The sequence below is a fragment of the Leucobacter sp. OLIS6 genome, from assembly GCF_002752355.1.
Classification (GTDB): domain Bacteria; phylum Actinomycetota; class Actinomycetes; order Actinomycetales; family Microbacteriaceae; genus Leucobacter.
Genome location: NZ_MRAV01000010.1, coordinates 126,454 through 150,519, shown reverse-complemented (window position 1 = coordinate 150,519; position 24,066 = coordinate 126,454). Strand labels below are relative to the sequence as shown.

Sequence of the window (24,066 nt, the reverse complement as noted above, 5' to 3'; positions counted from 1 at the left end):
GCTTGACGGCGAACGGGGCCGCGGACAGGGCGTCGGGGGCGAGATCACTCCGGGCGATCACGACACTCTTCGCTCCGCGCGGGTAGGAGTCCTTGGACACCTTCACTGCGGTCTCGTACCGGTTCGCACCTCCCAGGCGCTTCCACTTCGTCTTGCCCGTGCTGGTGCCGCCGGCGTTCGCGCCGGCGTTGCTGGACGCGTTCGTGATCGCGGCCGACTGGGAGGCGGCGTTCGCGTTCGTGGTGGCGCGCTGCGACGCGCCGGCGTTCGCGTTCGAGGAGTTATCGGCGTTCGCGGCAACTGCGGCTGCGGCTTCCGCTGCACTGTTGGAGGCGGAGGTCAGGTTCGCGGTCGTGTCCGTGGATGCCTGCTGGGTGGCGGCGGCCTTCGCCGCGGCCTCGGCGGAGATGTCGGCTGCGGCAGATGCCTGCGCGGTGTTGTCGGCGTAGGCGGCGGCTTCCGCGGCGCCCTTCACGGAGGCGTTGGAGTTGTCGTCGGCCTTCGCGGTCGCGGCAGCGGAGGCTGCGGCGTTCGCGTTCGCGCGGTCGTTGCTGTTGGACGCGGATCCCGGATCGGACCCGTTCGAACCGTTCGACCCGTTGTCGGCACCGTTCGAGCCCGTGTTGGCGCCGTTGGCGTCACCCGAAGCCCGCGAGCTCGCTTCCGAAGAGGCCTGCGTGGTCGCGGCGGACTTCGCCGACGCGGCAGCGTTCGACTCCGCAGCGGCCGAGGCCTGCGCGTTCGCAGCCGAAGTGGAGGTGCTGTCGGCGGAGCCGATCGCGGCACCCGAGGCTGCGGCAGACGCGTCCGAGTCGATGTTCGCCGACGCGTTCGTCGACGCGGTGGCGAGTGCGGCGGCCTGGGCTGCGGCCTTGGCCGATACGTCGGCTGCGGCGGATGCGATCGCGGTCGCGTCGGAGAACGCGGCGGCCTGCGCGGCGCCCTCGATCTTGGCGTTGCCCTGCCCGTCGGCGTTCGCGGATGCTGCGGCCGAAGCGGACGCGTTCATGTTCGCGCGGGCGTCCTGTTCGCTCGCGGAGTTCGTGTTCGAGTCTTTCGAGTCCTCGTCCGTCCCGTTCGCGCCGGTGTTCGGGTCGGCCTGCCCGCCCGCGTCGGGGCCCGCGGGAGCGGCCGGCTTCACGGTGAAGTCGATCTCTTCCTTCCCGCCGTGTTCGTCGGTCACGGTGATCGAGAGATCACCCTCGGGCTGCTTGGGCAGGGTGAGGGTCCAGTCACCGTTCTCGTCCGCGACGGTCTCGCCGAGCTTCTCCCCGTCGGGGCCGGTCACGGTGATCTTCGCGCCCGGCTCCGCGGTGCCCGACACGGTCGGCGTCTCCGACTCCACCGTCGCGCCCGGGGTCGGACCAGTCACGACGAGTTCTGCGATCTCGGCGGCGACTTCAACCGTGATCGTCGCGGTCGCTTCACTCGTTTCTCCACCGTCCTTCGGGGTCTGCACCGCGGTGAGCATGTTCGATCCCTCCGCAAGATCCGCTGTCGGCGCGAGGGACCACTTCCCGTCTTCACCGACCGTCACCGTACCGAGAGACGTACCGTCCTGGTCCTTTACCTCGACTTGAGCACCGGGATGACCGGTGCCCGCCAGTATCGGACGCCTGACAGTCGACTCGGCGTCGTGGAAGGACACGAATTCAGCGACGACATATTTGGATAGCGGCTCAAGGTACTGCTTGCCTACCGACCCAACCGAAGGCCTGATCACCTGCACCTGATCAAGAAAATAGTCATAGCCGTTGAGCTGGAGCGTGCGGTCGGAATGAAGCTTCCACATGAGCGGCTCACCGGTTCTGCTGCAGTCGCCATATGTAGTGCTTTGCGTGGGCTTACTGTCATAGAACTTGACACCCAGGCATTTTCCGTCAGGGCCGATAATCGGGCCGACCTTCCCCACCGCCGGAAGCGAAAACACCGAAGCCTGTTTAACCGCGTCGCTGTAGTTGTAATGCCAGCCAACCATGTGCTTTCCGTCCCGAACCTGATGGCGCCCGACCTGATATGCACCCGCGTTATGGCTATACACCCAGGGCCCAATCAGTCGCTCTTCTCCGGGCTTCAACACCGAACGATGCTCTGCCGCACTCGCCGGTGCCGCCTGCACCACGTCGGCCACCACGATCCCCCCGAGCGCGAGCGCGCCCGCCAGGCCGAGTGCGCCGAGGCGCTTCACGTTCTTCTTCGCCATCTTGCTGTCCTTTCGCCTCCCGCGGCCGCCGTGCCGGCCTGCGGGGCAAGTCTTCGTCGGTCCGTTCGGCCCGACACAGAAAGATTAACATGTTAGCTGTTATGCGTAAACAGTAACCACGCAGCAGGCTGCACCTCAGCACACTCGCGGCCCGATCAACTCCTGGTCAGGAGCAATATCAGCGCTCCAAACTTTTTCAACCGGAGCTGCGCTCGACCGCGTTCAACCGCTCCGAAACACCCCTGGCAGTTCCCGAGGCGCTCACCCGATCGCCCCGTCGATCACGCTGAAACCCGATCGTGCGAACCGGCTTCGGTAGTGCGCCTCCTATGAACAGCTCGGAACCGGCACCCACCGCCCGGTCCCCCTATCTCCTGTCGCTCGGCAATATCCATGCGACCGAGTACTGGGCGGTCACACCGCGGGGTCCTGGCCGCTCGCACGCGTGACCATTGCAGTGCGGGATCGCAGCGCCACCACACCAGGACGGGTGCTTCGAGCGTTGCTCGACACCATCTGGACCTCCGCGTTCTCGGTACTCACCTCGCTCGATATGGACTCGAGCACACACGGGCACCTCGCGATTAGCGTGCGCGCCGACGGACAGTCCCACCTTGCGCAGATACCCGTGGCCACCGAGCCCGAACGGGCCGAGGTGCTCGACCGGGTCGCCTCCTTGCAGCACCTGATCGGCAACGCGCGGATCTCGGAGCGATAGCGCGCGCCGACGCCCGGGCGCCAGCAGCAGCGGGGGCCGCGGCCCGCGCCCGAGACCGGCCTCAGCCGGCGAGCGACCTGAGCTTCCGCCACGCGAGGGTCGCGAGCGCGGCCGCCTGATCCCCCAGCACGGCGTCGTCGAAGATCACACGCGGCGAGTGGTTGAACTCCGCGGTCGCCGGATCCGTTCCGGGCGGGCTCGTCGCCAGCATCAAGAACGCGCCGGGCACCTCGTTCAGCACGTACGAGAAGTCCTCGGAGCCCATGCCCGGTTTCGGCAGCGTCTGCGCACGCGATTCCCCGAACGCCTCATCCAGCCAGGCCAGCGCCTCGTCCGCCGCGGCCGGGTCGTTGATCGTCACCGGGTACTGCTCCTCAAACACCGCCTCGGCGACCAGACCGTGCGCCGCCGCGATGTGCTCCGCCAGCCGCGGCGCCTCCTCGGCCACGCACTGCCGGGACGCCGCGGACAGCGTGCGCACTGTCGCCCGCAGCGTCACCGACTCGGGGATCACGTTGACCGCCTCGCTGCCCTGCAGCTGCGTCACCGACAGCACGATCGGGTCGAACACGTCGAAGCGCCGGGTCGCGAAGGTCTGCAGCGCGAGCACGATCTCGGCCGCGACCGGCACCGGATCGAGCACCTGGTGCGGCTGCGAGCCGTGCCCACCCCGCCCCCGCACCGTGATGCTCAGCTCGTTCGAGCCCGCCGCGACCGCTCCCGGCCGGGTCAGGAATACGCCGAACGGGCCCGGCGCGACGTGGATCCCGTACGCCGCGACCGGACGCTGCCCGGACGCCGCGAGCAGCCCCTCTTCGAGCATGATCTTCGCGCCGCCGTGCCCTTCCTCGCCCGGCTGGAACATGAACACCACATCGCCGGCCAGCTGATCCCGGTGCGCTGCGAGCAGGCGCGCGGCCCCCACGAGCCCCGCGGTATGCAGATCGTGCCCGCAGGCGTGCATGCGCCCATTCGTCGACGCGAAGTCGAGACCGGTTTGCTCGAGCACGGGCAGCGCGTCCATGTCGCCGCGCAGCAGCACCGTCGGCCCGGGTCGCCCGCCGCGCAGCACTGCCACGATCGACGTCAGCCGCTCGCCGAGGGTGATCTCGAGCCCCAGCGGATCCAGCTCCCCCAGCACCCGTCGCTGCGTCTCGGGCAGCAGCAGGCCCAGCTCGGGGCTGCGATGCAGGTCGCGACGCAGCGCCTGCAGTTCGGGCAGGATCACGGCGGCTTCGGCGACGAACGCGGGGGTACTCATGAGGGTCTCCTTCGACGGGGGGGGGGCCGGGGCAGTGCGCGGAAGGACCGAGCCGCCCCGGTGGGGTTCAGTGTGCCGCAGGGGGATCCGCAGCGGCTGCACGCTCGGCCGCGGTCTCGCGCGGCACCAAGAGCAGTGCGACGAAGCAGACGACGAACGCCGCCCCGCAGAAGACCCAGATCGAGATGTATCCGCCGATCCCCGCGAACTCCGCGCCCGGCACGAGCGCCGCACCCAGCATCGCCGCGAAGACCGCGCTCGCGAGCGCCCCGCCGAGCGTGCGCAACGAGTTGTAGATGCCCGCGGCGATGCCCGTGGATCCGGCGGGCGCCAACTCGGCGAGCCGGGCCGGCAGTGCCCCCAGCAGCAGACCGTAGCCGAGCCCCTGCACGACCGACGCGATCAGATAGCCACCGAACGATCCGTGCAGCGGCAAGACCAGGAAGTTGCCCGCAGCCGACAGGAACGCGCCGACGAGCAGCACCGTACGGATCCCGATGCGCGCCGAGAGCACGCTGAACAGCGCCGCGCCCACGGTCGCGAGGATCGTGATCGTGCCGATCACGAGCGAGATCGTGCCGGCCGTAGCCTCGAAACCGTAGCCCTCGCGGCCCGGGCTCGACCCCATGAACGTCGCGATCTGAGCCTGTCCGCCGAACATCACCATGCCGAAGCAGAGACCCGCGAGATAGACGGGCCCGACGCGACGGGATGCGACCAACCGCACGTCGACCGCGGGGGCGGGCGACCGCAGCTCCCACAGCACCCAGCCGACGAACACTGCCGCCGCGATCAGCAGCGGGACGACCACGGCCGGGGCGAAGAGGCCGGTGTCTCCCGCGCCTCGCAGGCCGATCAGCGCCGCGACCATGAACACCGCGATGCCCGCGAACCCGACGTAGTCGACCTTCGTCGCGGTGCGCGCGGGCGACTCCGGCACCAGGCGGAACACGACGAACGCCGCGATGAGCACCAGCACGGACGGCGCGAGCAGCGTCAGCGAAAGGCTCGGAGAGATCAGCGCGATGCCGCCCGCCGCGAACGTGCCGAGGATCGCACCGCCCGTGAGGAACGTCACGAGCAAACCGATCGCGCGCCGCGCCGAATCGCCCGAGATGCGGGTGTGCACCAGCGCGATCTCGAGCGGCAACCACACCGACAACGCGCCGACCAGCACACGCCCGATCAGCGCGATCGGATAGCTGGGTACGAGCGCGGTGACGATCGTGCCGACCAGCACCGCCACCACCGCGATCCGCAGCAGACGGCGGTGCCCGAAGAGATCGCCGAGCTTCGAGAGCAGCGGCACGCACACGGCGGCCGAGAGGCTCTGCACCGTGAGGAACCAGGTGATGTCGGCATCGCTCACCGCCAGGTGCGCGGCGATGTCCTTGAGCAGCGGCGGAGTGAAGCCCTGCGTGAACCCGCTTGCGAGCTCGCAGAAGACGAGGAAGCCCACGACTGTGCGGGCGCGAGCTCCGGCGAGGGGCAGGGCGGCCGTCTGTGGGGAGTTCACGGTGGATCCAATCTCCGGCTTCGGTGGCAGAGGGGGGGGTGCGATGCTGGCTGGCTGCGCTGTCCGGTTGTGCTGGTTGTGCTGGTTGTGCTGGCCGGTTGTGCCGGTCTCGCCGTGCTGGCTGGCCGTGCCGGTCTCGCCGACGGCGGCGTCCCATCTGGAAACTAGCCGAACGGGCCTGCTGCGGTTCGCCGGTGTCACCCTCACGAGTCACCCCTCCCGGCGGCGCTTTCGGTGCGGGTGCGGGTGCCGGTGCCGGTGCCGGCACCGGCACCGGCACCGGTGCGAGCGTAGGCGCGCGCTGGCGCGGGCCCGGGAGCGCTGGGGCACACGGGCGTGGGGCACGGGTGCCTCAGTCGAGCGAGCGGTGCAGTCGCTCCGTGTATCCGAGGAACACCGAGCTGCGCCCCCGCAGCAGTTCCCGTTCGGCGGCGCACCAGTCGAGGCCGGATCCCCGGATCGCGGATCCGAAACCGCGCCGGTCGAGCGCGGACCTGGTGAGGTACGCACGGAGCGGCACCACGAGACCGCGGGCGAAGGTGCCGGATCCTCGCGGATACGCGACGGGGAACAGCTCCGCGCAGACGTCGAGGAACCGAGCGAGCCCCGCGAACGGATCCCGGTGGGCGCAGTCGGCGCCGGGATCGTGATCGTGCGTGTGCGTGTGCGTGTGCGTGTGCGCAGCTTGCCCGCTCGCTTGCGCAGCTTGCGCGCTCTCTTCGGAGGCGTCGACGGTGCCGAGGGCCGGATCCCGGTCGGAGCGAATGCCCGTCGGTTCGGTGGTGCCGTGGTCCACACGGGCGCGTTCACCCGGGCCGAGGCCGGCGAGCCGCACGGCGACGGCGATGCGCTCCTTCGGGGCGCGGTCGATGATGCTGCCGACGAGCAGGCCGAGCGCGCGGATCCGCTCCTGCATGTCGGAGTCGTTCCAGTCGGCGACCTGCGTGCGGGAATTGCGGGATATCTGGACGAAGCCCTCGTCGGCGAGCCGGCGGATCGCTTCGCGCACAGGAGTGCGGGAGACGCCGAGCTGGAGCGCGATGGCATCGAGGTTGAGGCGCTCGCCGGGCGCGTAGCGGTCGAGCACGATGTCGTCCATGAGCAGCGAGTAGACCTGATCGCCGAGCAGGTCCACGCTCAGGTTCAGGCGGGTCTTCACCGGAGCAGGCGGCGACGCGGGGCGGGGCATGCGGGATCCGTTCTCGAAGCGGGCAGGGCACGGCGGAATGGGGAGGTTTGCGGACGGGCACGCGGCGACCGTCCGCCGGTCAGACCGATGGCTCGACCGGCGGACGGTGAGCAGACGACTGCGAGCCGTGCTGGCGCCGACGAGCGGTATCGCCTTCCATCGCACATCACACTAACATGCTACCGGTCAGAGAGGATTGAAGTGCACATGCAAAAAAGCGGGTCGGACTGGAAACCTGCTTCCAGTCCGACCCGCTTGTGTCGGAGCCGCCTGTCGGATTTGAACCGACGACCTGTTCTTTACGAGGGAACTGCTCTACCCCTGAGCTAAGGCGGCGTGGGCCGAGACTCGCTCAGCACACAGTCGAAGATCTTATCACGGGGCGGGGCGCCGATACCAACCGCACGGGAGGGGCGAGTCCGGCGAACGCGGTGGGCGAGCCCGTCGGGCACGGCGGCGGACGCGATGATAGGGGCCCGTCAACTCCATACGCCCCGTGCACCTCGCACGTCCCCCGCCCGTACCCAGGCCGTCCCCTGCCCGCCACTGTTCCGCCGTCGCGTCTTCGCCCCTCCGCGCTCATCGAGTGGCCCCAAATCATCCTTTCCCCTGCTGGAAAGGTTGATTTGGGGCCACTCGATGGAGCAATCAGGCGGGTTCACCTCGCCCTCGCACGGGTGCACGCACAGACGCAGGTTCGGAGCCGGTGGATGGCTGGGGATCGGTGAGCGCACTCGTGATGACTCCTTCGGGATTGGTGGTGGTGGTGGTGGTGGTGGGTCGACGGGTCAGACGCGCCTTCTCGGGACCAGGGCCCTCGCAAGCCACCCAACGCCCGATCCCGCCCGCCACGGAGGCTGAGGCACGCGTTTGCGCGCGGGCAGGTCATCGAGTGGCGCCAAAGCAGGCATATCCAGCGTGAATAACCGCGGTTCGGCGCCACTCGGAGGAGGTCGCAGGTGCGAACGCGACGCAACGGGGCGGGAGCCAGGCACTCCGTTCGGCGTACCACCGCTCCGCGTCGGGCTGGGACCGGCCCGGCCCCGCCCGGCCCGGCCCCGCCCAAGCCTAAGGTCAAGGTCAAGGTCAAGGTCAAGCCCAAGCCCAAGGTCACGCTTGCGCAGCCCACGCGCGGCTCACCTCAGTCCCGGCGCACCCCAAGCCCGGCGCCCCTCCAGGCCCGGCGCACCCCCAAGCCCGGCGCACCCCGAGCCCGGCGCACCCGAGCTCCAGCTCACGCTCAACTCCAGACCAGGCCTGGTTCAGCCCGGCCCGGAGCCTAGCCCGCACTGCGGGTCAGCACCCAGAAGCCCCGCAGCCCAGGGCTAGGAGCACCGCGGGTCGGCGGACGGCACCCTGCCGCGCAGCAGATAGTCGTCGACCGTGCGCGTGACGCACGCGTTGCCCGTGCCGTATGCCGTGTGCCCCTCGCCCGTGAAGGTGACGAGCGTGCCGCTCTCGAGCTGCTTCGCGAGCGACTGCGCCCAGCGGTAGGGCGTCGCCGGGTCGCCCGTGGTGCCGACGACCATGATCGGCGCCGCACCGGCCGCGCGCACCGCGCTGCGATCGCCGACGGGTTCGAACGGCCAACCGCCGCACGAGACTCCGCTGTAGCCCTGGTACTTGCCCATGGTGGGCGCGGCGGCGGCGAGCTCGGCGGCCTCGCGGCGCATGGTCGCCGCGTCCTGATCGCGCGGGTAGTCGAGGCAGTTGATCGCCGAGAACGCGTCGGACGAGTTGCTCTGGTACTTGCCGTCGACGCGGTCGTTGTAGAAGTCGGCGAGCTGCAGCGCGACCGTCGCGTCGCCCTTCGGCACCTGCGTGAACAGGTCGGTCAGGTAGGGCCAGGAGTCCTGCGAGTACAGCGGCGTGATGATCGCCGTGATGAGTGTGCCGACCGTGACCCAGCGCCCGTCGGCGCCCTTCAGTGGCTTCCGGTCGACCTGCTGCAGCACCCGCCCGATCTGGCGCATGCCCGCGTCGACACTGCCGGTGAACGGGCAGCCGCGCGTGCCGATGCAGTCGGCGACGTAGGCGCGCAGCGCCGACTCGAAGCCGAGGGTCTGCGCGTACACCACCTCGGAGAGACTCGCGGTCGGGTCCATGGCGCCGTCGAGCACCAGGCGCCCCACCTTCTCGGGGTATCGGTCGGCGTAGCGGGCACCGATGTAGGTGCCGTACGAGTAGCCGAGGTAGTTGAGCTTCGGGTCGCCGACGATGGCGCGCAGCATGTCGAGGTCCTGCACGGTGGAGCCCGTGTCGACGTGGCCGAGCAGAGCGCCGGTGCGCTTCTGGCAGGCCTCGCCGTACTTGCGCACCTCGGCGTTGGCTGCCGCGATCCACTCGTCGCTGCCCTCGGGCAGATCGGCCTCGGGGTCGAGGCCGTACAGCCGCTCGTCGGTCTCGCGGTCGGTGAGGCAGCGGACGGGCGAGGAAGCGCTGACGCCCCGCGGATCCCAGCTCACGACGTCGTACTGCGCCCGCAGCGCGGCGGAGGTGGATCCCTGCAGGTTGCCCGTCACCTGGCCCACGCCCGATGCGCCCGGGCCGCCCGGGTTCATGAAGAGGGTGCCGAGACGGTCGGAGCCCGTGGCCCGGTGCTTGATGAGCCGCAGCGTGATGCGCTCGCCTTCGGGCTTCGCCCAGTCGAGCGGCGCGTACACGTCGGCGCACTCGAGCGCCTTGCCGCAGCTCTGCCACTTCGGCTGCTGCGCCCCGAAGCCCTCGACGGTGCCGGCGGGCTTCGCGGGCAGCGGCAGGCTGCCGGACTTCTGCTCGGGCTGCGCCTGCGCCCCCAGACCGGGCAGCAGCGAGCAGCCCGCGAGCGCGATCGCGCACGCGGCGGCGAGCAGGCCGGTGAGCGCGCGCCGCGCACCCCCGCCCCTCATCGCAGGTCCTCGATGTCGACGGCGATGCGCGCGAACAGCGCTTCGAGCACGAGACCGGGCGTCACGCCTCGGGCCAGGCGGTCGCGCGCCTGTTCGATGCCGGCGACCACGCCGAGCGTGCGGGCGACGGGCCAGCGCTCCGCGAGCTCGGCGACGGCGGGCGCGTGCTCGGCGTTGATGAGGTCGCTGCCCGAGCCCATTCCGACGAGCAGCACATCGCGGTACAGCGAGAGCAGGTCGGTGAGGATCCGGTCGATCCCGTCGCGGAGGCCGCGGGTGGCGCGGCGCTTCTGGTCTTCTTCGAGGGCGCGCACCTGCGCCCGCAGCTGCGGCGGCACCGCGGCGCCGGGCGCCACGCCGAGGTTGCGCAGCGCCTCTTCGCGCTCGCGCTCGTCGAGCGATTCGGTCAGCGCCTTGGCGTCGGCGTCGGCGACCTTGAGCAGCGCGCCCGCAGCCGCCATGCCTTCGCCGAGGGTGGAGACGCCGAGCGCGAGCTCGATGGTGCTGGTGCGTCGCGCGAGCGCCTCGGCGTCGGTGGCCAGGCGCCGCGCCATGCCGATATGGCTCTGCGCGAGCCGCGCCGCGCGCTCCGCCGTCTCGAACGGGATCCCGTCGCGGGCCTGCAGCATGTGCGCGACCTGATCCGGCTGCGGGGTGACGAGGCGCAGCGACCGCGCCCGGGACCGGATGGTGGGCAGCAGATCGGCCTCGCTGGGGGCGCAGAGTACCCACACGGTGCGCTCCGGAGGTTCTTCCAGCGCCTTGAGCAGCACGTTGGAGGCGTGCTCGCTCATGCGATCGGCGTCCTCGATGACGATGACCCGGAACCGGCCCTCGCTGGGCGAGTAGTAGGCGGTGGGGATCAGCTTACGCACGTCCTCGATGGGGATGATGACCCGCTCGGTCGACAGCACCGCCACGTCGGGGTGCGTGCGCGCGGCGACCTGCGCGTAGACGTGGTCGCGGTCGGCCGGGTCGCGCGCGATCAACGCCGCGGCGAAGCGCAGCGCGAGGTTGGACCGGCCCGAACCGGGCGGGCCCGTGATCAGCCAGGCGTGCGCCGGGACGACCTCGGGAGCAGCGGCGCGCTCGAGCACGCCCACGGCGGCCGGCTGACCCACGATCTCGTCCCAGAACTCCATGCCCATCAGGCTATCGCGGGGCACCGACATCGTCGCCGGGAGAAGCCCCTGCGACCGGGCCGACGCGCGGCCCAGCGGCTCAGACGCCGAGGTCCTTCGCGAGGATCACCGCGTGCACCCGATCGCGCAGCTCGAGCTTCGCGAGGATGCGCCCGACGTGGGTCTTGACCGTCGACTCCGACAGGAACAGCGCCCCGCCGATCTCGGCGTTGTTCCGCCCCTCGGCGATCAGCGCGAACACCTCGCGCTCGCGCTCGGTGAGCACGTCGAGCGCATCGGTGCGCACCGCCGGCGCGCCCGGAGCACCCGCCGCAGCACCGCCGGCCGGGCCGCCCCAGGGATCCGCCGCAGCGTCGTTCGACATGCGCTCGAGCAGCCGCCTGGTCACGCCCGGAGCCATCACGGCGTCGCCGGAGTGCACCCGGCGGATCGCGTCGGCGAGCTCGGTCGGGCGCGCGTCCTTCAGCAGGAACCCGCTCGCCCCCGCGCGTATCGCCGCCGCGGCATATTCGTCGAGGTCGAAGGTCGTGAGCACCAGCACGCGCACGCTCGGAAACTCCCGCACGATCGCGGCGGTCGCTTCGATGCCGTCCATCCCCGCCATCCGCACGTCCATGAGCACGACATCGCAGGCACCGCCCGAGGCTCGCAGCTCGGCGAGCGCAGCCCGCCCGTCGCCGGCCTCGCCGACCACCGTCATCTCGGGTTCGGCGAGCAGCACCAGACGGAAGCCCGTGCGGATCAGCTCCTGGTCGTCGACCAGCAGGATCCGGATCTCATCGCTCACGGAGCGCTCCCTTCGTTCCCCTCAACCGTATCCCGGTCGAGCGGCTGCGTCGTCCCCGGCTGCTGGATCACGAGCGGAGCCGTGTGCTGGCCGAGCCCCGCGGGCACCACGGCGCGCACGACCCAGCCCCCGCCCTCGGCGGGGCCCGCCGAGAACTCCCCGCCGAACACGCGGACGCGCTCGGCGATGCCGCGCAGACCGCGCCCGCTGCCGACACCGCCGAGACCCGGATCCGGGGCTGCGTTGCCCGACAGCCGCGGACCGTTGCGCACCTCGGCCGTCGTCGCGACCCGGTCGTGCACGAGGGTCACGTCGACTGACGCGCCCCCGGCGTGCCGCAATGCGTTCGTGAGGCTCTCCTGCACCACGCGGTAGACCGCGACCTCCTGGCCGCGATCCCCCGACGGCGTACCCTTCTCGGACAGCCGCACGGTGAGCCCGGCATCCCGGAAGCTCTGCACGAGCTCGGGGATCTCGGCGACACCCGGCTGCGGCGCGCGCGCCGCGGGCCCGTCGTCGCCCTCCTGCAGCGCGCCGAGCAGTCGGCGCATCTCGCCGAGCGCCGTGCGCCCGGTCTCCGCGCTGCGGCGCATGGCGTCGCTCGCCGCCTCCGGAGCGACCTCGGCCGCGCGGGCCGCGCCCTCCGAGAGCGCGATCATCACCGAAACGGAATGCGCCACGATGTCGTGCATGTCCCGGGCGATCCGCGAGCGCTCCTCGGCCACCGCGAGCCGCGCGAGCTGATCGCGCTCCCGCGCGAGCTGGTGCGCCCGATCGATGATGGCGCGCAGATAGCGGCGCCGGTTCCCCAGATTGATGCCGAGCATGAGCACGGCGAGGATCCCGAGCGAGACGATCAGGAACCCGGCGACGGTATCGGACTCGCGATTGATCGTGCCCGAGATGAGCATCGGCAGCGCGGTCGGCAGCAGCGCGATCCCGTACGCGACCCAACCGGCGCGCACGCTGCGGTACACCGGAACCGCGTACAGCAGGAACAAGAGCGCGACCACATTCCCCGCGAGCAATACGGTGTCGTCGCCGAAGCAGCAGAGGGCGACCGCGATGGTGCCGAGCAACGGGTAGCGGCGCCGCAGGATCAGCGCCGCGCACACGACCACGGTGCGCACGAGCGACAGCAGCACCACGAGGGCGACGAGCGGCGGCTCGTGCGGCAGCACGGGCGTCCCGGCGAGCGACGAGATCCAGCCGAGCAGCGCCAGGCTACCGTTGCCGAACAGGTAGCTGCCCGCGATGAAGATGTCGACCGCGAGCGGGTGCGCCGCGAGCCAGCGGCGGATCACGCCCGGTTCGCGCGGCAGCTTCAACTCGGAAGCGGCGGCCCGCGGATCCGCAGCCGGCCGCGCGGGCGGCGGGTCCTGCGGGACGGGCTGGGGTGGGAAGGTCATGCGGCTCCGGGTCGATCGGTGTTCGTACTCAGCCTATGCAGCGTCGCTGTGCGGCGCATCGCACCTCGGTACCGTGCGCATGGTCCCCCGGAGCTGCGGCGGCCCGAACATGCCGGGCGGAGCCACACGGGATCACCGCGGCAGGTCGACGACGAGCGGCTCGCCGAGCACCGGCTCGAGCGCCCCCGAGCTCAGCTCGGCGACCGCCGCGCGCAGCGCCGGCAGCTGATCCTCCGCGGGCAGCAGGCGCAGCAGCACCCGCTCGCCGTAGCCCGCCTCGCCGAGGGCGATCCCCAGGCGCCGGGCCTCCGCTTCGAGCTGCGGCGCGAGATCGTAGCCCGCCTCCACCTCGACCGGAAGGCGCACCGCGCGAGGCAGCCGCTCGGCCGCGGCCACGGCCTCGGCGACCGCCGCCCGGTAGGCGCGGGTCAGGCCTCCCGCGCCGAGCAGCACGCCCCCGAAATAGCGGGTGACCACCGCGACCACGTCGCTCAGCCCGGCCGAGACCAGCGCGTCGAGCATGGGTGCTCCGGCGGTTCCGCTCGGTTCGCCGTCGTCGTTCGAACGCCGGGTGCGGCCGTCGTAGCCGAGCACGAACGCACTGCAGTGGTGCCGCGCCTTCGGATGGGCGGCGCGCGCCGCAGCGATGACCTCGCGCGCCGAATCCTCGTCGGCGACGCGCTCCAGGCGCGTGAGGAAGCGGGACCGCGAGATCTCGATCTCGACGTCGACGGGACGCCGCACCGTGTCTCGAACCTCGCTCATCCCCCTATTCTCCCGCGTCGTGCGTATCGCCGCGGCCGCGCAGGCGGTCGATCTCGCGGCGGTCCCGCTTCGTCGGCCGGCCGGCGCCCCGATCCCGGATCACGGCCGCCGGGCGCTCGACCCGGGGCGGCGCCGGCGGCGTCAGATCCTCGAACAGCAGCGCGGCCTCGGCGGCGCTCCCGCGGCGCAACGCAAGCCCGACGACCCGGTAGATCTTCTCGAAGCCGTGCAGGCGCACGCGCACTATGTCTCCGACGGACACCTTCTGCGCGGCCTTCGCCGGCTCGTCGTTGACCCGCACGTGCCCGGCCCGGCACGCCGTCGTCGCCTGGCTGCGCGTCTTCGCGAGACGCACGGCCCAGATCCAGCTGTCGATGCGCACGGACTCCATGCTGCGAGCGTACCGGTGCCGCAAGCCGGACACCGGCGGAGACACCGGCGGAGACGACCGAGGGCGCGGCCGACGGATGGGGGTCCGTCGGCCGCGCCCTCGGGCGGCTGCCGCTGGGGGTTACTCGGCAGCGGTCCCGTTCGCGATCGGCGTGCCGTCGCGACGGCGTCGCACCGCGGTCACGGCCCCGCCCACGAGGAGCAGGAGCGCCGCGATCAGCGCCGCGTAGCCCGTCGCCGCGCCGCCGGTCACCGCGAGCGGATCGATCGGCTTCACCTTCGTCTCGACCGTGCTCGTCAGCTCCGAGTCGGGCGTCAGATCGGTCGGCGTCGAGACCACCGCGGTGTTCTCGACCTTGGGGTAGGCCGCCTGGCCGACCCGCACGACGAGATCGATGGTGACCTGCTCGCCCTTCGCGAGACCCTTCGGCAGGGTCCACTCGACGCGGCTGCCCTGCACCGAGGCCGCCGACACCGGGCGGGATCCGCCGGTCTGGGCCGCGACCGCGCTCGACACGTAGGTCAGCCCGTTCGGCAGGCGATCGGTCACCGTGATGGGGCCGGGATCCTCGGTCGGACCGTCGTTGCGCACCGTGATCCGGTAGTGCGCGTTGTCGCCCACCTGGAACTCGCCCTGCGCGGACTTCGTCACTGTGAGCTTCGCGAGCGCGGGCACCTTCACCGGATCGTCCGAGCGGTTGTTGTCGCGGTCCACGTCCTCCTCGGTCGAGGTGACGGTCGCCGTGTTCGTGACATCGGAGTAGGCGCTCGCCTGCACCTCGGTGCCGACCGTCAGCTTCGGAGCGCGTTCGCCCGGAGCCAGCTCGCCGCTCAGCGTCGCCACCACGAGGGTGCCGCCGTCGGGCAGCGCCGTCACCTCGGTGATGGTCCAGCGATCGCCCGAGAGGTCGCCCGCGGTGCTCGTCACCTTCAGCCCGACCGGAACCCGGTCGGTCACGCTGACGCCGGTCGCGATCGACGGGCCGTGGTTCACGACGTCGATCCCGAACTCGAGCGGCGAACCGATGCGCACCTGAGCCGCGTCGTGCGACTTGGTCACCGCGACGTCGACCCGGCGATCCACCGTCACCTCGGCGGTGTCGGTGTTGTTCGACTCGTCGGGATCCGGCGTGCCGGACTTCGCCGTCGCCGTGTTCGTCAGCTTCGCCCCGTCGGCGATGCCGGCGTCGAGCTGCACGGTGAACAGGATCGCGGGCGCGGCCGCGCCGTTCGCGAGACCCGTGCCGTCGGGGATCCGGGCGAAGGTCACGCGCTGCGTGCCGTCGGCCGCGGGATCCTCCGCGGTCGCGGTCCAATCGGTCGCCGAGGCGCCGTCGAGCGAGACGAAGCGGCTTCCCGCGGGGAGCGTGTCGGTCACCGTGATCGGGGCGATCGCGTCGCTCGGGCCGTGGTTCGTGACGACCATGCGGTAGCGCGCGGTCGATCCGGCCACGGCACGGTCGGTCGCCGTGCCGTCCGCGTCGATCGCGGTCTTCTCGAGGCTCAGATCGGCGCTCGTGGTGACGGTGATCGTCGCGTCGTCCTTCACCTGGTGCGGGGCCGTGCTGCGGCTGTCGGTCCACGAGAGGAAGGCCGTGTTGGTCAGCTCGGTGCCCGTCGGGACGTTCGCCCCGACGTGAGCGACCACCGTGAGGGTGCTCGTGCCGACCGGGTGGGCGGCGCGCTTGCACGACTCCGCCGCGTCGTCGCAGGTCCAGCCCGCGCCCGAGATCGACACCGGGGTGAGCCCCTCGGGCAGCACGTCCTCGACGAACGCGTCGGCGACCGACGGCCCGCGGTTCTCGACCGTGAGCGTGTAGGTCACGTCGGTGCCCGCGACCCAGGGTCCGGCCTCGACGTCCTTGGCGATCGTCATGTCGGCCTCGGTCACGACCTCGACGGTCGCCTCCGCGTGGTTGTTCGTCGGGTCCGTGTCGTCCGGGCCGCCCACGTCTGCACCGTTGACCAGCCGCTGGGCGGGCACGTCGGGCGCGATCGCCGCGACGACGTCGAACGTCATCTCGCCGTCCCGCTGCAGGGTCTCGGAGCCGCTGAGCATGTTCCACACGGCCGAGCGCTTCGTCGCCGAGACCTGCGGCGCGCTGTTCACCGTGATCCCGTCCACCTTGCTCGTCGAGGAGACGTAGGTCATGCCCGCGGGCATGTCGTCGGTCACCTTGATCGGCGCACCCGAGACGCTCGGGCCGTTGTTCTTCACCGTGATCCGGTAGCGGAGCTCGGTGCCGGCGGTGACCTTGGTGGTCGGGTTCCCGTCGAGATCGAGCGCCTGCTTGGTGATGGAGAGATCGGCCTGGCGGTCCGAGTTGCCGTTCTGGTCGTCGTCCTTCGGCTCGTTGTCCGAGTTCTCGGCGAACGCCTGCGCCCAGTTCCGCACGGTCGATCCGGGCACGAGGCTCGGGTCGATGTCGTAGGTGGCGACGAAGGTGCGCGAGGCGCCCTTCGCGATGGTGCCGGCGAGCGCGAACTGGTCGGTCGACGCGTTCGCCCCGGCCGTCCGGGTCCAGGTGCCCGAGAGGTTCGCGTGCTCCCGGTAGCTCAGCACGCTCGGCGCGGTGTCGACCACGCGCACCGCGCGGGCGTCAGCCGGGCCGAGGTTCGCGACCGTGATCCGGTAGCTGACCGTGCCACCCGCCGTGATGTCGGGCAGGGGTCCGCCGTTCTCGGCCGCGTCCTTCCAGACGCCGCCGACGTTCACGACACGGGTCTTGCTGATCCCGAGGTTCGTTCCGTCACCGGGCGTCGCCCCGACGTCGTCCGTGTTGTTGTCGGTCACGGGATCGGTCGTGGCGCCCGGGTGCACGACGGCCGTGTTCACGATCTTGCCACCCGTCCAGGACGAGTCGATCATGCCGTCGAGCGTCAGCTCCTGCGCAGGGCCGACCGGCAGCTGGGGTCCGGTGAACGTCCACGTGATCGTGTCGCCCGCCTTCGCCGGCCAGCCGTTCGAGGCCGTGACGGTCCACGAGGTGAGCGCGGCCGAGGGGTCGCGCACGTCGCTGATCCCGGCGGGGATCGTGTCGGTCACGGTGATCCGCTTGTCGGCGGTCGAGGCCGAGACCGAGGGGCCGCGGTTGCTCACCTTGATGCCCCAGCTGATCGGCCGGCCGGCCGAGGGCTCGGCGGTGTTCAGCACCTTGTCGATCGCGAGATCGGCCTCGGTGGTGATCGGGCGCTGCGCGGTCGACGAGTTGTCCTTGTCGATGTCGCCCTGGCGCTCGAAGCTGCGCCCGGTGACGCTCGCATCGTTCTTCGCCGTTCCGGTCGACGCGGCGTCGATCGTCACGTCGGCGAGCAGCACGATCCGGTCGCTGCCGTCGGCCGCGAGACGGGTGCCGCGGTCGCCCACCACGAAGGGATCCTTCGCAGTGCCCGCGCCCGAGAGGGTCAGCGGGGTACCGGTCTTGTCAGCGGCATTCGCGTAGTAGCGCGCGGTGAACGCGCCCGTCGTCACGCCGGCCGGCAGGGTCGTCTGGTCGACCACCGAGAACTGACCGGAGGCCGCGTCGGGACCCTGGTTTGTCACGGTGATGCGCCACTGCGGCTGGGTGTAACCCGATCCCGCGACCGCGCCGGCGGTCCACTGGTTCCGCTTGTCGCCGCCGATGGCCTCCTTGACGAGCTTCAGATCGACGCGCGCGATGTGCGCGTCGGCCGTCGCGTCGGGGCCGGTGTAGCCGCCGTCGGCGTTCGCCGTCTTGCCGGTCGCGTCGGTGATCTGGCCCGACAGCGTGTTGGTGTGGGCGATCGAGAGCCCGGCACCGGCGTCGGTGGTCGCACCGCTCTGCGGCTTCGCCGAGAAGGTGATGCGCACCGTGCGCTGCGGATCCGTCGCGCCCGACCCGACGCCCGGGAGGAGCGCCTGCGCGGGTGCTGCGGAACCGAGGTTCCAGGTCAGCGTCTGCTTGCCGTCCTTCGTGCCGATGGTCGGCGCGTCGAGGTCGGCGAACGCGCCGCCGCCGATGCTGATCTGCGGGCGCACCGAGGCGTCGAACTCCCAGTTCTTCGGCAGGGTGTCGGTCAGTCGCACGGTCTGCGCCGCGCCCTGGCCGGTGTTCTTCGCCTGCAGGGTCCAGCCGAAGCCGTCGCCCACGAACGCCTCGGAGCCGTTCGACGTGCTCTTCTGCAGCGTCACGTTCGGGAACCGCGGCGTGACCGTCGCGTTCGCCTTCACGTTCGTCGGATCGTACGAGCGGCCGCCGTTCGCGAACGACTCGTAGTGCATCACGGCCACCTCGTTGACGAGGTTCGCCTGCTTCAGCGCGTCCGAGCTCGTGAGCTTCGCCGTGTAGGTGAACGTCCGCACGTTGTTCGGCGCGACGTTGCTCAGCGGGCCCGCGATGTCCCAGGTGATCGTGCCGCCGCCGTTCGCGCCGGCACCGGTGAGGACGCCGCCACTCGCCGTGAGGCTCGACGGGTCGACCACCACGCCCGACGGCACGGTGTCGGTCACCTTCGCGTTGTACGCGGGGCTCGTGCCCGTGTTGCGCACGTCGACCGTGTAGGTGAAGGTATCGCCGGGATCCACCGATGCGGCGCTCGCGCCGTTCACGCGCTTGGTGATCCCGAGCTGCGGGTTCAGCACGTTCACCGTCGCGTTGTCGGTGAGCTCGATGCGCTGCGACGCGTCGTCGTGCGCCGTGGTCCAGCTGAAGCCGGCCGTGTTGGGCAGCGAGTTCACGCCGGCGGCCACGGTGTTCTTCAGGAGCACCCGGTAGGTCACCGTCAGGGTCCGGGTCTCGGACGAGGAGGCGATGTCGCCGTCCGAACCGGTGTAGGTACCCGTGACACGGTTCGCACCGTTCACCGCCCAGGTCCAGCCGCCGTCGGCGCCCGAACCGGCCGGGTCCACCGACACCGTCGGGGTGCCGATCAGCTCGACACCTGCCGGCAGCTGGTCGCGGATCTGCGCGTTGTAGTAGTTGATGTTCGGGTGCAGGGTGACCTTCACCTGGTACGACGCGGTCTCGCCGATCGGCGCCTGCGCGGTCTTCGCGTAGGCGCCGGTATCGCCGATGCGCACGCCCTTCGCGATCGCGGCGGTGGTCGCCGTGATCTTCGCCGTGCTGCTGGTCGTCCGGTCGCCGCGGCGGTCCGAGGTGTCGGCGCCGTCGATGGTCTTCGGCAGGGTGTAGCCCGTCGCCGTCGCGGTGTTCGAGTAGCTCTGGCCACCGCCCGTGCTCGGGTCGATCATCGCCGTGTAGCCGAGCGCCACGGTGGCGGGGACCGTCTGCAGCGCCGGCACGTCGGCGGGCTTCCAGGTGATCTTGCCGCCCGCGCCGGTGGAGACGCCGGCCTCGGCGTCGACGACGCTGCGCGCCAGCGGGGCGCCGTTCAGCGTCAGCGAGTCCAGGTCGACGATCAGGCCCGCGGGGACCTGGTCGACCACGGTGTTCTCGTAGCTCTTCGCACGACCGGCAGGGTTCGACACGGTGATCGTGTATTGCACCGGCTTGCCGATCTGCACATCGGTGTTCGGGTTCGCGGTCTTGACGACGCGCAGACCCGGCTCGATGTAGGTCGCGTTCGCGTTCGCGCTGGTGCTCACCCGCTTCGCGGGGTCGGCGGGGTTCGCGTAGCTGAACGCGGCGGTGTTCTGCAGCACCGCACCGTTCGCGAGGTCGGGCGAGTAGCCCGTGTGCGACGCGTCGCGATCCTTCACCCACACGGTGATCCGCGCGGTGAATTCCTGGTCCTGGTCGGTCGAGTTGGTGTAGGGCGCGGGGAACAGCAGCGTGCCCGCGGCATCGCTCCCCGACGCGCTGCGCAGCAGGGTGAACCCGGCGCTCTCGAGGTCGCCCTCGGTCATGCCGTTCGGGCCCGAGAACGCGGCCGATCCGGCGACGAACTCGTAGGGCACCCGGGTGCCGCCCTGCATGAAGAAGCCGTTGTCGGCGAGCTTCGCATCGCGCACGGTGGTGTGCGCGGGCACCTTGACGCGGTACTCGAAGGTCGCGTGCTCGCCCTGCACGATCTGCGTCTGGCTGTTGGCCGAGTCGATGTCGTTCAGGCCGACGGTGTTCCCGGCGCCCGCGGGGGTGCTCGGTCCGACCTCGGTCGAGACCAGGCGCTTCGCCGGAGCGGTGCCGGGCAGGTGCACCTCGGAGGTGTCGTGCGTCTTGCTGTCGTCGACGCCGAACTCGCCGTCCGCGACCGTGCGATCCGCGAGCAGCTGACCGCCGGTGGGCTCGCCGTTCGCATCGAGCTTCTGCGGCACCACCGTGGCGGAATCGCCGCTGTTGGTCGAGAAGCTGTAGTTCGAGATCGCAGCAGTGTTCTCGTAGGACTGCGTCAGCTGCGCGGCGGGTCCGCCGCCGGGCACGCCGCTCGGCACCACGAGGGTGTAGCCGAGGGTCAGGCCACTCTTCGCCGGAGGCGTCGCGCCGGGCACGGTGCCCGAGAACTCGAACACGATGACCGTGCGGCCCGCGTAGGCCGAGGTCAGGTGCAGGTCGGCGTACCCGGGGTCGCCCGGATCGAGCGCCTTCGCCGTGACCGAGCCGTTCGCCGCGGCCTCGGTGCTGCCGTTCCACAGGGCGGCCGTGGCCGAGCCGACGGCGCCCGTGCTCGGGTCGATCCCCTTGAGGTCGGCCTTGCGCACGCCCTCGGGCAGCGCATCGAGCACGCGGTAGTCGGCGGTGTCGTTCCGCGGCGCGGCGAGGTCGATGCGGTACGTCGCCTCGACGCCCTGCGCCACGACGAGCCCGTCGACGTTCGAGCCGAAGGCCGCGCCGGGCTGGGTGGTGCCCGCGGTCGTCTTGAGCGAGCGGACGCCCTTCACGAGCGAGGTTCCGCCGTCGACCGTGATGTCGGCGCCATCGCGCAGGAAGAAGATCTCGCCGTCGACGTTCTCCTGCTGGTACTTCGCGAGGTTCTGCGGCAGGTCGACGTCGCCGAAGTCCGAGAGGCCCGAGACGGTCACCTTCACGTAGACGTCGAGCTTCACGCCGCGGGGGAAGAACCGGTCGCTCGAGCGATCGAGGCAGCCGGTCTTGCCGAGGCTCCACGTGAGCGCGCGCCCGTCGGCACCGACGGTCGGCTGGCCCACGAACTGCTGCAGCAGGTCGTCGCGGCTGGTCGCCGTGCAGATGCCGAGCGTCGCCGAATCCGTCGACGGCACCACGACGATGTCGCGGTATGCGTTGCCGTTCTTCGTCTCGTCGAAGGTCACGCCCTCGGGCAGGAAGTCGGTGAGCTTCGCATTGCGCACGTCGGCACCCGCCGGCGGGGTGACGCTGATCTTGTACCAGACCTGGTCGCCGGCGGAGAAGGGCTCCTTCGCCGAGTCGACCCAGCCGGTGGCGCTCGCGACGTTGGCGGCGGTCGTCTGACCCGCGGCGTCGCGCGGCAGCACCCGCTTCTGCATGCCGCTCAGCGCGGCCTCCAGGGTCGCCGAGGAATCGTCGGCGGCGTGCTCGCGGCCGTCGGCCTTCGCGCCCTCCTTCGACACGATGCCGTCGAGCTCGGGGCGCGCGTCGGTGGTCAGGATGACCTTCGCGTTGTTGGTCACGCGGTCGCCGGAGCTCGTCGCACCCGACTGGCCGTCGTCCTCGGTGTAGCTCGCGCTCTGCATCACCGTGTAGACCACGTTGTGCTCGCGGTTCGGCGCGGCCAGCGCATCGGCCGGTGCGAGGGCCAGCTCGATCGAGAAGTGCCCGTTGCTCGGGTTGTACGAGAGCGAGGTGAGGGTCGCACCGGCGAGCTTCAGGTCGGACGCGGGGGTGTGCGTCGACGGCCAGGAGCAGTCGGACGAGACTCCGCGATCCGCGAGCATGGCGTTCCAGTCGCTCGCGCTCATCGGCGCACCGGGATTGTCGATGCCGCCCTGGGTGAGCTTCGGCGTGGATCCGCCTCCCGTGATCGCGGTGCCCGCGGGGAACGCCGGGCAGACGCCGTCGGCCATGTCGTCGACGAGGCGGTCGGGGGCGCCGCCCTGCGTGGCTCCGACGTACTCGCTCGTCGCGATGTTCAGCCGGTAGCTCGCGATCTGCCCCTGCGTGAAGGACGCGTTGCGCGACCAGTCGGAGGCGTTCGCGGGATCGGGGTTCGGCTTGGTGCTGACGCTCTTCAGCAGGCGCACGTCGACCGCGTCGACGGAGTGCGCGGCGCTGCTCTCGGTCTTCTTGCCCGCGTAGCTGCCCGAGACCGCGGCGACGTTGCGCAGGGTCTGAGCCGAGTAGGGATCGCCCGAGATGCCGTGGCGCGTCGATGCGCCGCGGTTGTTGTCGAGGTTCGCGGCCTGATCGCCGCTCGTCGCCGACGGGGTGGTGGCACCGAAGTCGAGGGTGTTCTCGAACAGCGGGATCCCCGCGCGGTAGCGGATCTCGAAGACGCCGGAGGTACCGGGGGCCGACGCGTAGTTCTGCTTGACGCCCGCGGTCGTATCCCGCGGGTCGCCGAGGCCGAGCAGCGTGCCCAGGTTCCAGGTCACCTTGGTGTAGACCTTGCCGACCTCGAGGCCGTACTGGTCGGCGAGCGCCTGATCGGCCTTGATGGTCTCGACCGACGAAGCGGCCCCCGCCGCGCCCGCGCCGCCCGCGGGGGCCGGGGTCGCGGTGAGCCGGGCTGCCCCGGGGTACTCGACGGCGCCCTGGGCGCCGTTCGCGTTGGTGGTGTGGTCGATGCCGCCCGTGCCGAGGAACTCGAGTCCCGCGGGCAGGAAGTCGGTCACCTGCGTGTTCGACAGATCGCCCTCGGCGGTGTGCGAGATGCGCAGGGTGTAGGTCGTGGTGTGGTCGTGGATCCCGCGCAGCAGCTCGCCCTCGGGGCTGGGCTCGCTCTTCGCGACGCGGAACGCCTTGACGGGCACGTTCGTCTTCGAGATGCCGGGGGCGGAGGTGGTGCCGGATCCCTTGGCCGTCGAGCCGGGGAACTGCGGCAGGCGGCTCGGATCGTTGCTCGTGTAGGCGGAGCCGACGATGTCGAGTGCGGTGGTGCCGACGGGGAACGTCTGCGCGTTGGGGCGGAGCGTCACGGTCGCCTGCTGCTTCGCACCGACGGGGAGGTCGGTGATGTTCTCGAAGACCAGGTACTGCTTGCCCGCGGGCACGCGGCACTTGCCGGCGCTGCCCGATTCGAGTCCGATCGCCGCGCAGTCCTGCGCGGTGGTGAACTCCTTGCCCGCGGCGTAGATCTTCGGCGCGGTCATGCCCGCCGAGGCGCCGACGTACGTGACGTCCGCCGGGATCACGAGCCCGGCGCTGACGTTGTACTGGTCACCGGCAGCGGCGCCGGCGCTCGTGAACGTCAGTTCGAGGCTCAGGTCCTCGCCCGCGACCAGATCCTTCTGCGGAGCGATGGTGAAACCGGGTGCCGGCGATGCGGCCTCGGCGTTCTGCGCGCCGACGCCGGCGGCGACCAGCACGCCGGCGATCAGTGCGGCCGAGACTCCCCCGGCGATCCATGCGCGCATCCGGGTCCACCCGCGCGCGGCTTCGTGCGTCCCTGCAGTCCGCTTCGCGCCGTGTTTCCGGGCGCGACGAGTCGTGCTCGTCCAATTCGACACAGTGTCCCCCACCGTCGATGCACTGCGAGCGGCGGGCGCACGGCAAAGCTGCGGTGCTGTGCACAACTCACCGCAGCGACCGACGTTCCCCCCTGGATCGTCGGCCCGATCGTGGCCCGGTGACGCGAGTCCCCTCACTCAGCTCGACGGCGCGGTTTCCTTGGGAATCGCGCCGACGATACGTCATCCGCTTGAACCTTCACAGACATAGTGAAGGATTCAACTATCGACCCTAGCCGGGATCCGGGCCCCGTGCCAACCGTTTGGCGATCCTT

At 71.0% G+C, this 24,066-nt stretch carries 12 protein-coding genes and 1 tRNA gene; 1 reads left to right on the top strand and 12 read right to left on the bottom strand.

Annotated features, from left to right (window positions below):
• Positions 1–1,792: Ig-like domain-containing protein (locus BMH31_RS06565; RefSeq protein WP_241898172.1), on the bottom strand; the 1,792-nt coding region annotated here is incomplete at its 3' end.
• Between the two features lie 856 nt (positions 1,793–2,648).
• Here BMH31_RS06565 and BMH31_RS06560 point away from each other — a divergent pair.
• Positions 2,649–2,921 carry a hypothetical protein gene (locus tag BMH31_RS06560; RefSeq protein ID WP_143469801.1) on the top strand — a complete coding sequence of 91 codons (273 nt, stop codon included), beginning with the start codon at positions 2,649–2,651 and terminating at the stop codon, positions 2,919–2,921.
• Between the two features lie 61 nt (positions 2,922–2,982).
• Here BMH31_RS06560 and BMH31_RS06555 read toward each other — a convergent pair whose 3' ends face one another.
• The 11 genes from BMH31_RS06555 to BMH31_RS06505 all read right to left on the bottom strand — a co-directional run bounded on the left by BMH31_RS06555 (position 2,983) and on the right by BMH31_RS06505 (position 23,698).
• Positions 2,983–4,182, bottom strand: a complete 1,200-nt coding sequence (locus tag BMH31_RS06555; protein WP_099723124.1) for a M20 family metallopeptidase — start codon at positions 4,180–4,182, stop codon at positions 2,983–2,985.
• A gap of 67 nt (positions 4,183–4,249) precedes the next feature.
• A complete protein-coding gene (locus BMH31_RS06550) occupies positions 4,250–5,698 on the bottom strand; it encodes an MFS transporter (protein WP_158234918.1) in 1,449 nt (482 codons plus the stop codon).
• Positions 5,699–6,050: 352 nt separating this feature from the next.
• A complete protein-coding gene (locus BMH31_RS06545; protein WP_099723121.1) occupies positions 6,051–6,887 on the bottom strand; it encodes a GntR family transcriptional regulator in 837 nt (278 codons plus the stop codon).
• A 264-nt stretch (positions 6,888–7,151) separates the two neighbouring features.
• Positions 7,152–7,223: transfer RNA gene (locus BMH31_RS06540), tRNA-Thr, on the bottom strand.
• 989 nt (positions 7,224–8,212) lie between these two features.
• Positions 8,213–9,775 carry an alpha/beta hydrolase gene (locus BMH31_RS06535; protein ID WP_099723119.1) on the bottom strand — a complete coding sequence of 521 codons (1,563 nt, stop codon included), beginning with the start codon at positions 9,773–9,775 and terminating at the stop codon, positions 8,213–8,215.
• Positions 9,772–10,917: a DNA polymerase III subunit delta' gene (locus BMH31_RS06530; protein ID WP_099723127.1), complete on the bottom strand. Its 1,146-nt coding sequence runs from the start codon at positions 10,915–10,917 to the stop codon at positions 9,772–9,774. The genes BMH31_RS06535 and BMH31_RS06530 overlap by 4 nt, the downstream gene beginning before the upstream one ends.
• A gap of 79 nt (positions 10,918–10,996) precedes the next feature.
• Positions 10,997–11,704: a response regulator transcription factor gene (locus BMH31_RS06525; RefSeq protein WP_099723117.1), complete on the bottom strand. Its 708-nt coding sequence runs from the start codon at positions 11,702–11,704 to the stop codon at positions 10,997–10,999.
• Positions 11,701–13,113 (bottom strand): histidine kinase, encoded by a 1,413-nt coding sequence (locus BMH31_RS06520; protein WP_099723116.1) that lies wholly within the window; start codon positions 13,111–13,113, stop codon positions 11,701–11,703. Before BMH31_RS06520 ends, BMH31_RS06525 begins: the two co-directional genes overlap by 4 nt.
• 132 nt (positions 13,114–13,245) lie before the next feature.
• The gene (locus BMH31_RS06515; protein WP_046455531.1) at positions 13,246–13,878 is read right to left on the bottom strand and encodes a YigZ family protein; all 633 of its coding nucleotides are present in this window, start codon (positions 13,876–13,878) and stop codon (positions 13,246–13,248) included.
• 4 nt (positions 13,879–13,882) lie between these two features.
• Positions 13,883–14,269 (bottom strand): RNA-binding S4 domain-containing protein, encoded by a 387-nt coding sequence (locus BMH31_RS06510; RefSeq protein WP_099723114.1) that lies wholly within the window; start codon positions 14,267–14,269, stop codon positions 13,883–13,885.
• 120 nt (positions 14,270–14,389) lie between these two features.
• Positions 14,390–23,698, bottom strand: a complete 9,309-nt coding sequence (locus BMH31_RS06505) for an isopeptide-forming domain-containing fimbrial protein (protein ID WP_099723112.1) — start codon at positions 23,696–23,698, stop codon at positions 14,390–14,392.
• Between the last annotated feature and the right edge of the window lie 368 nt (positions 23,699–24,066).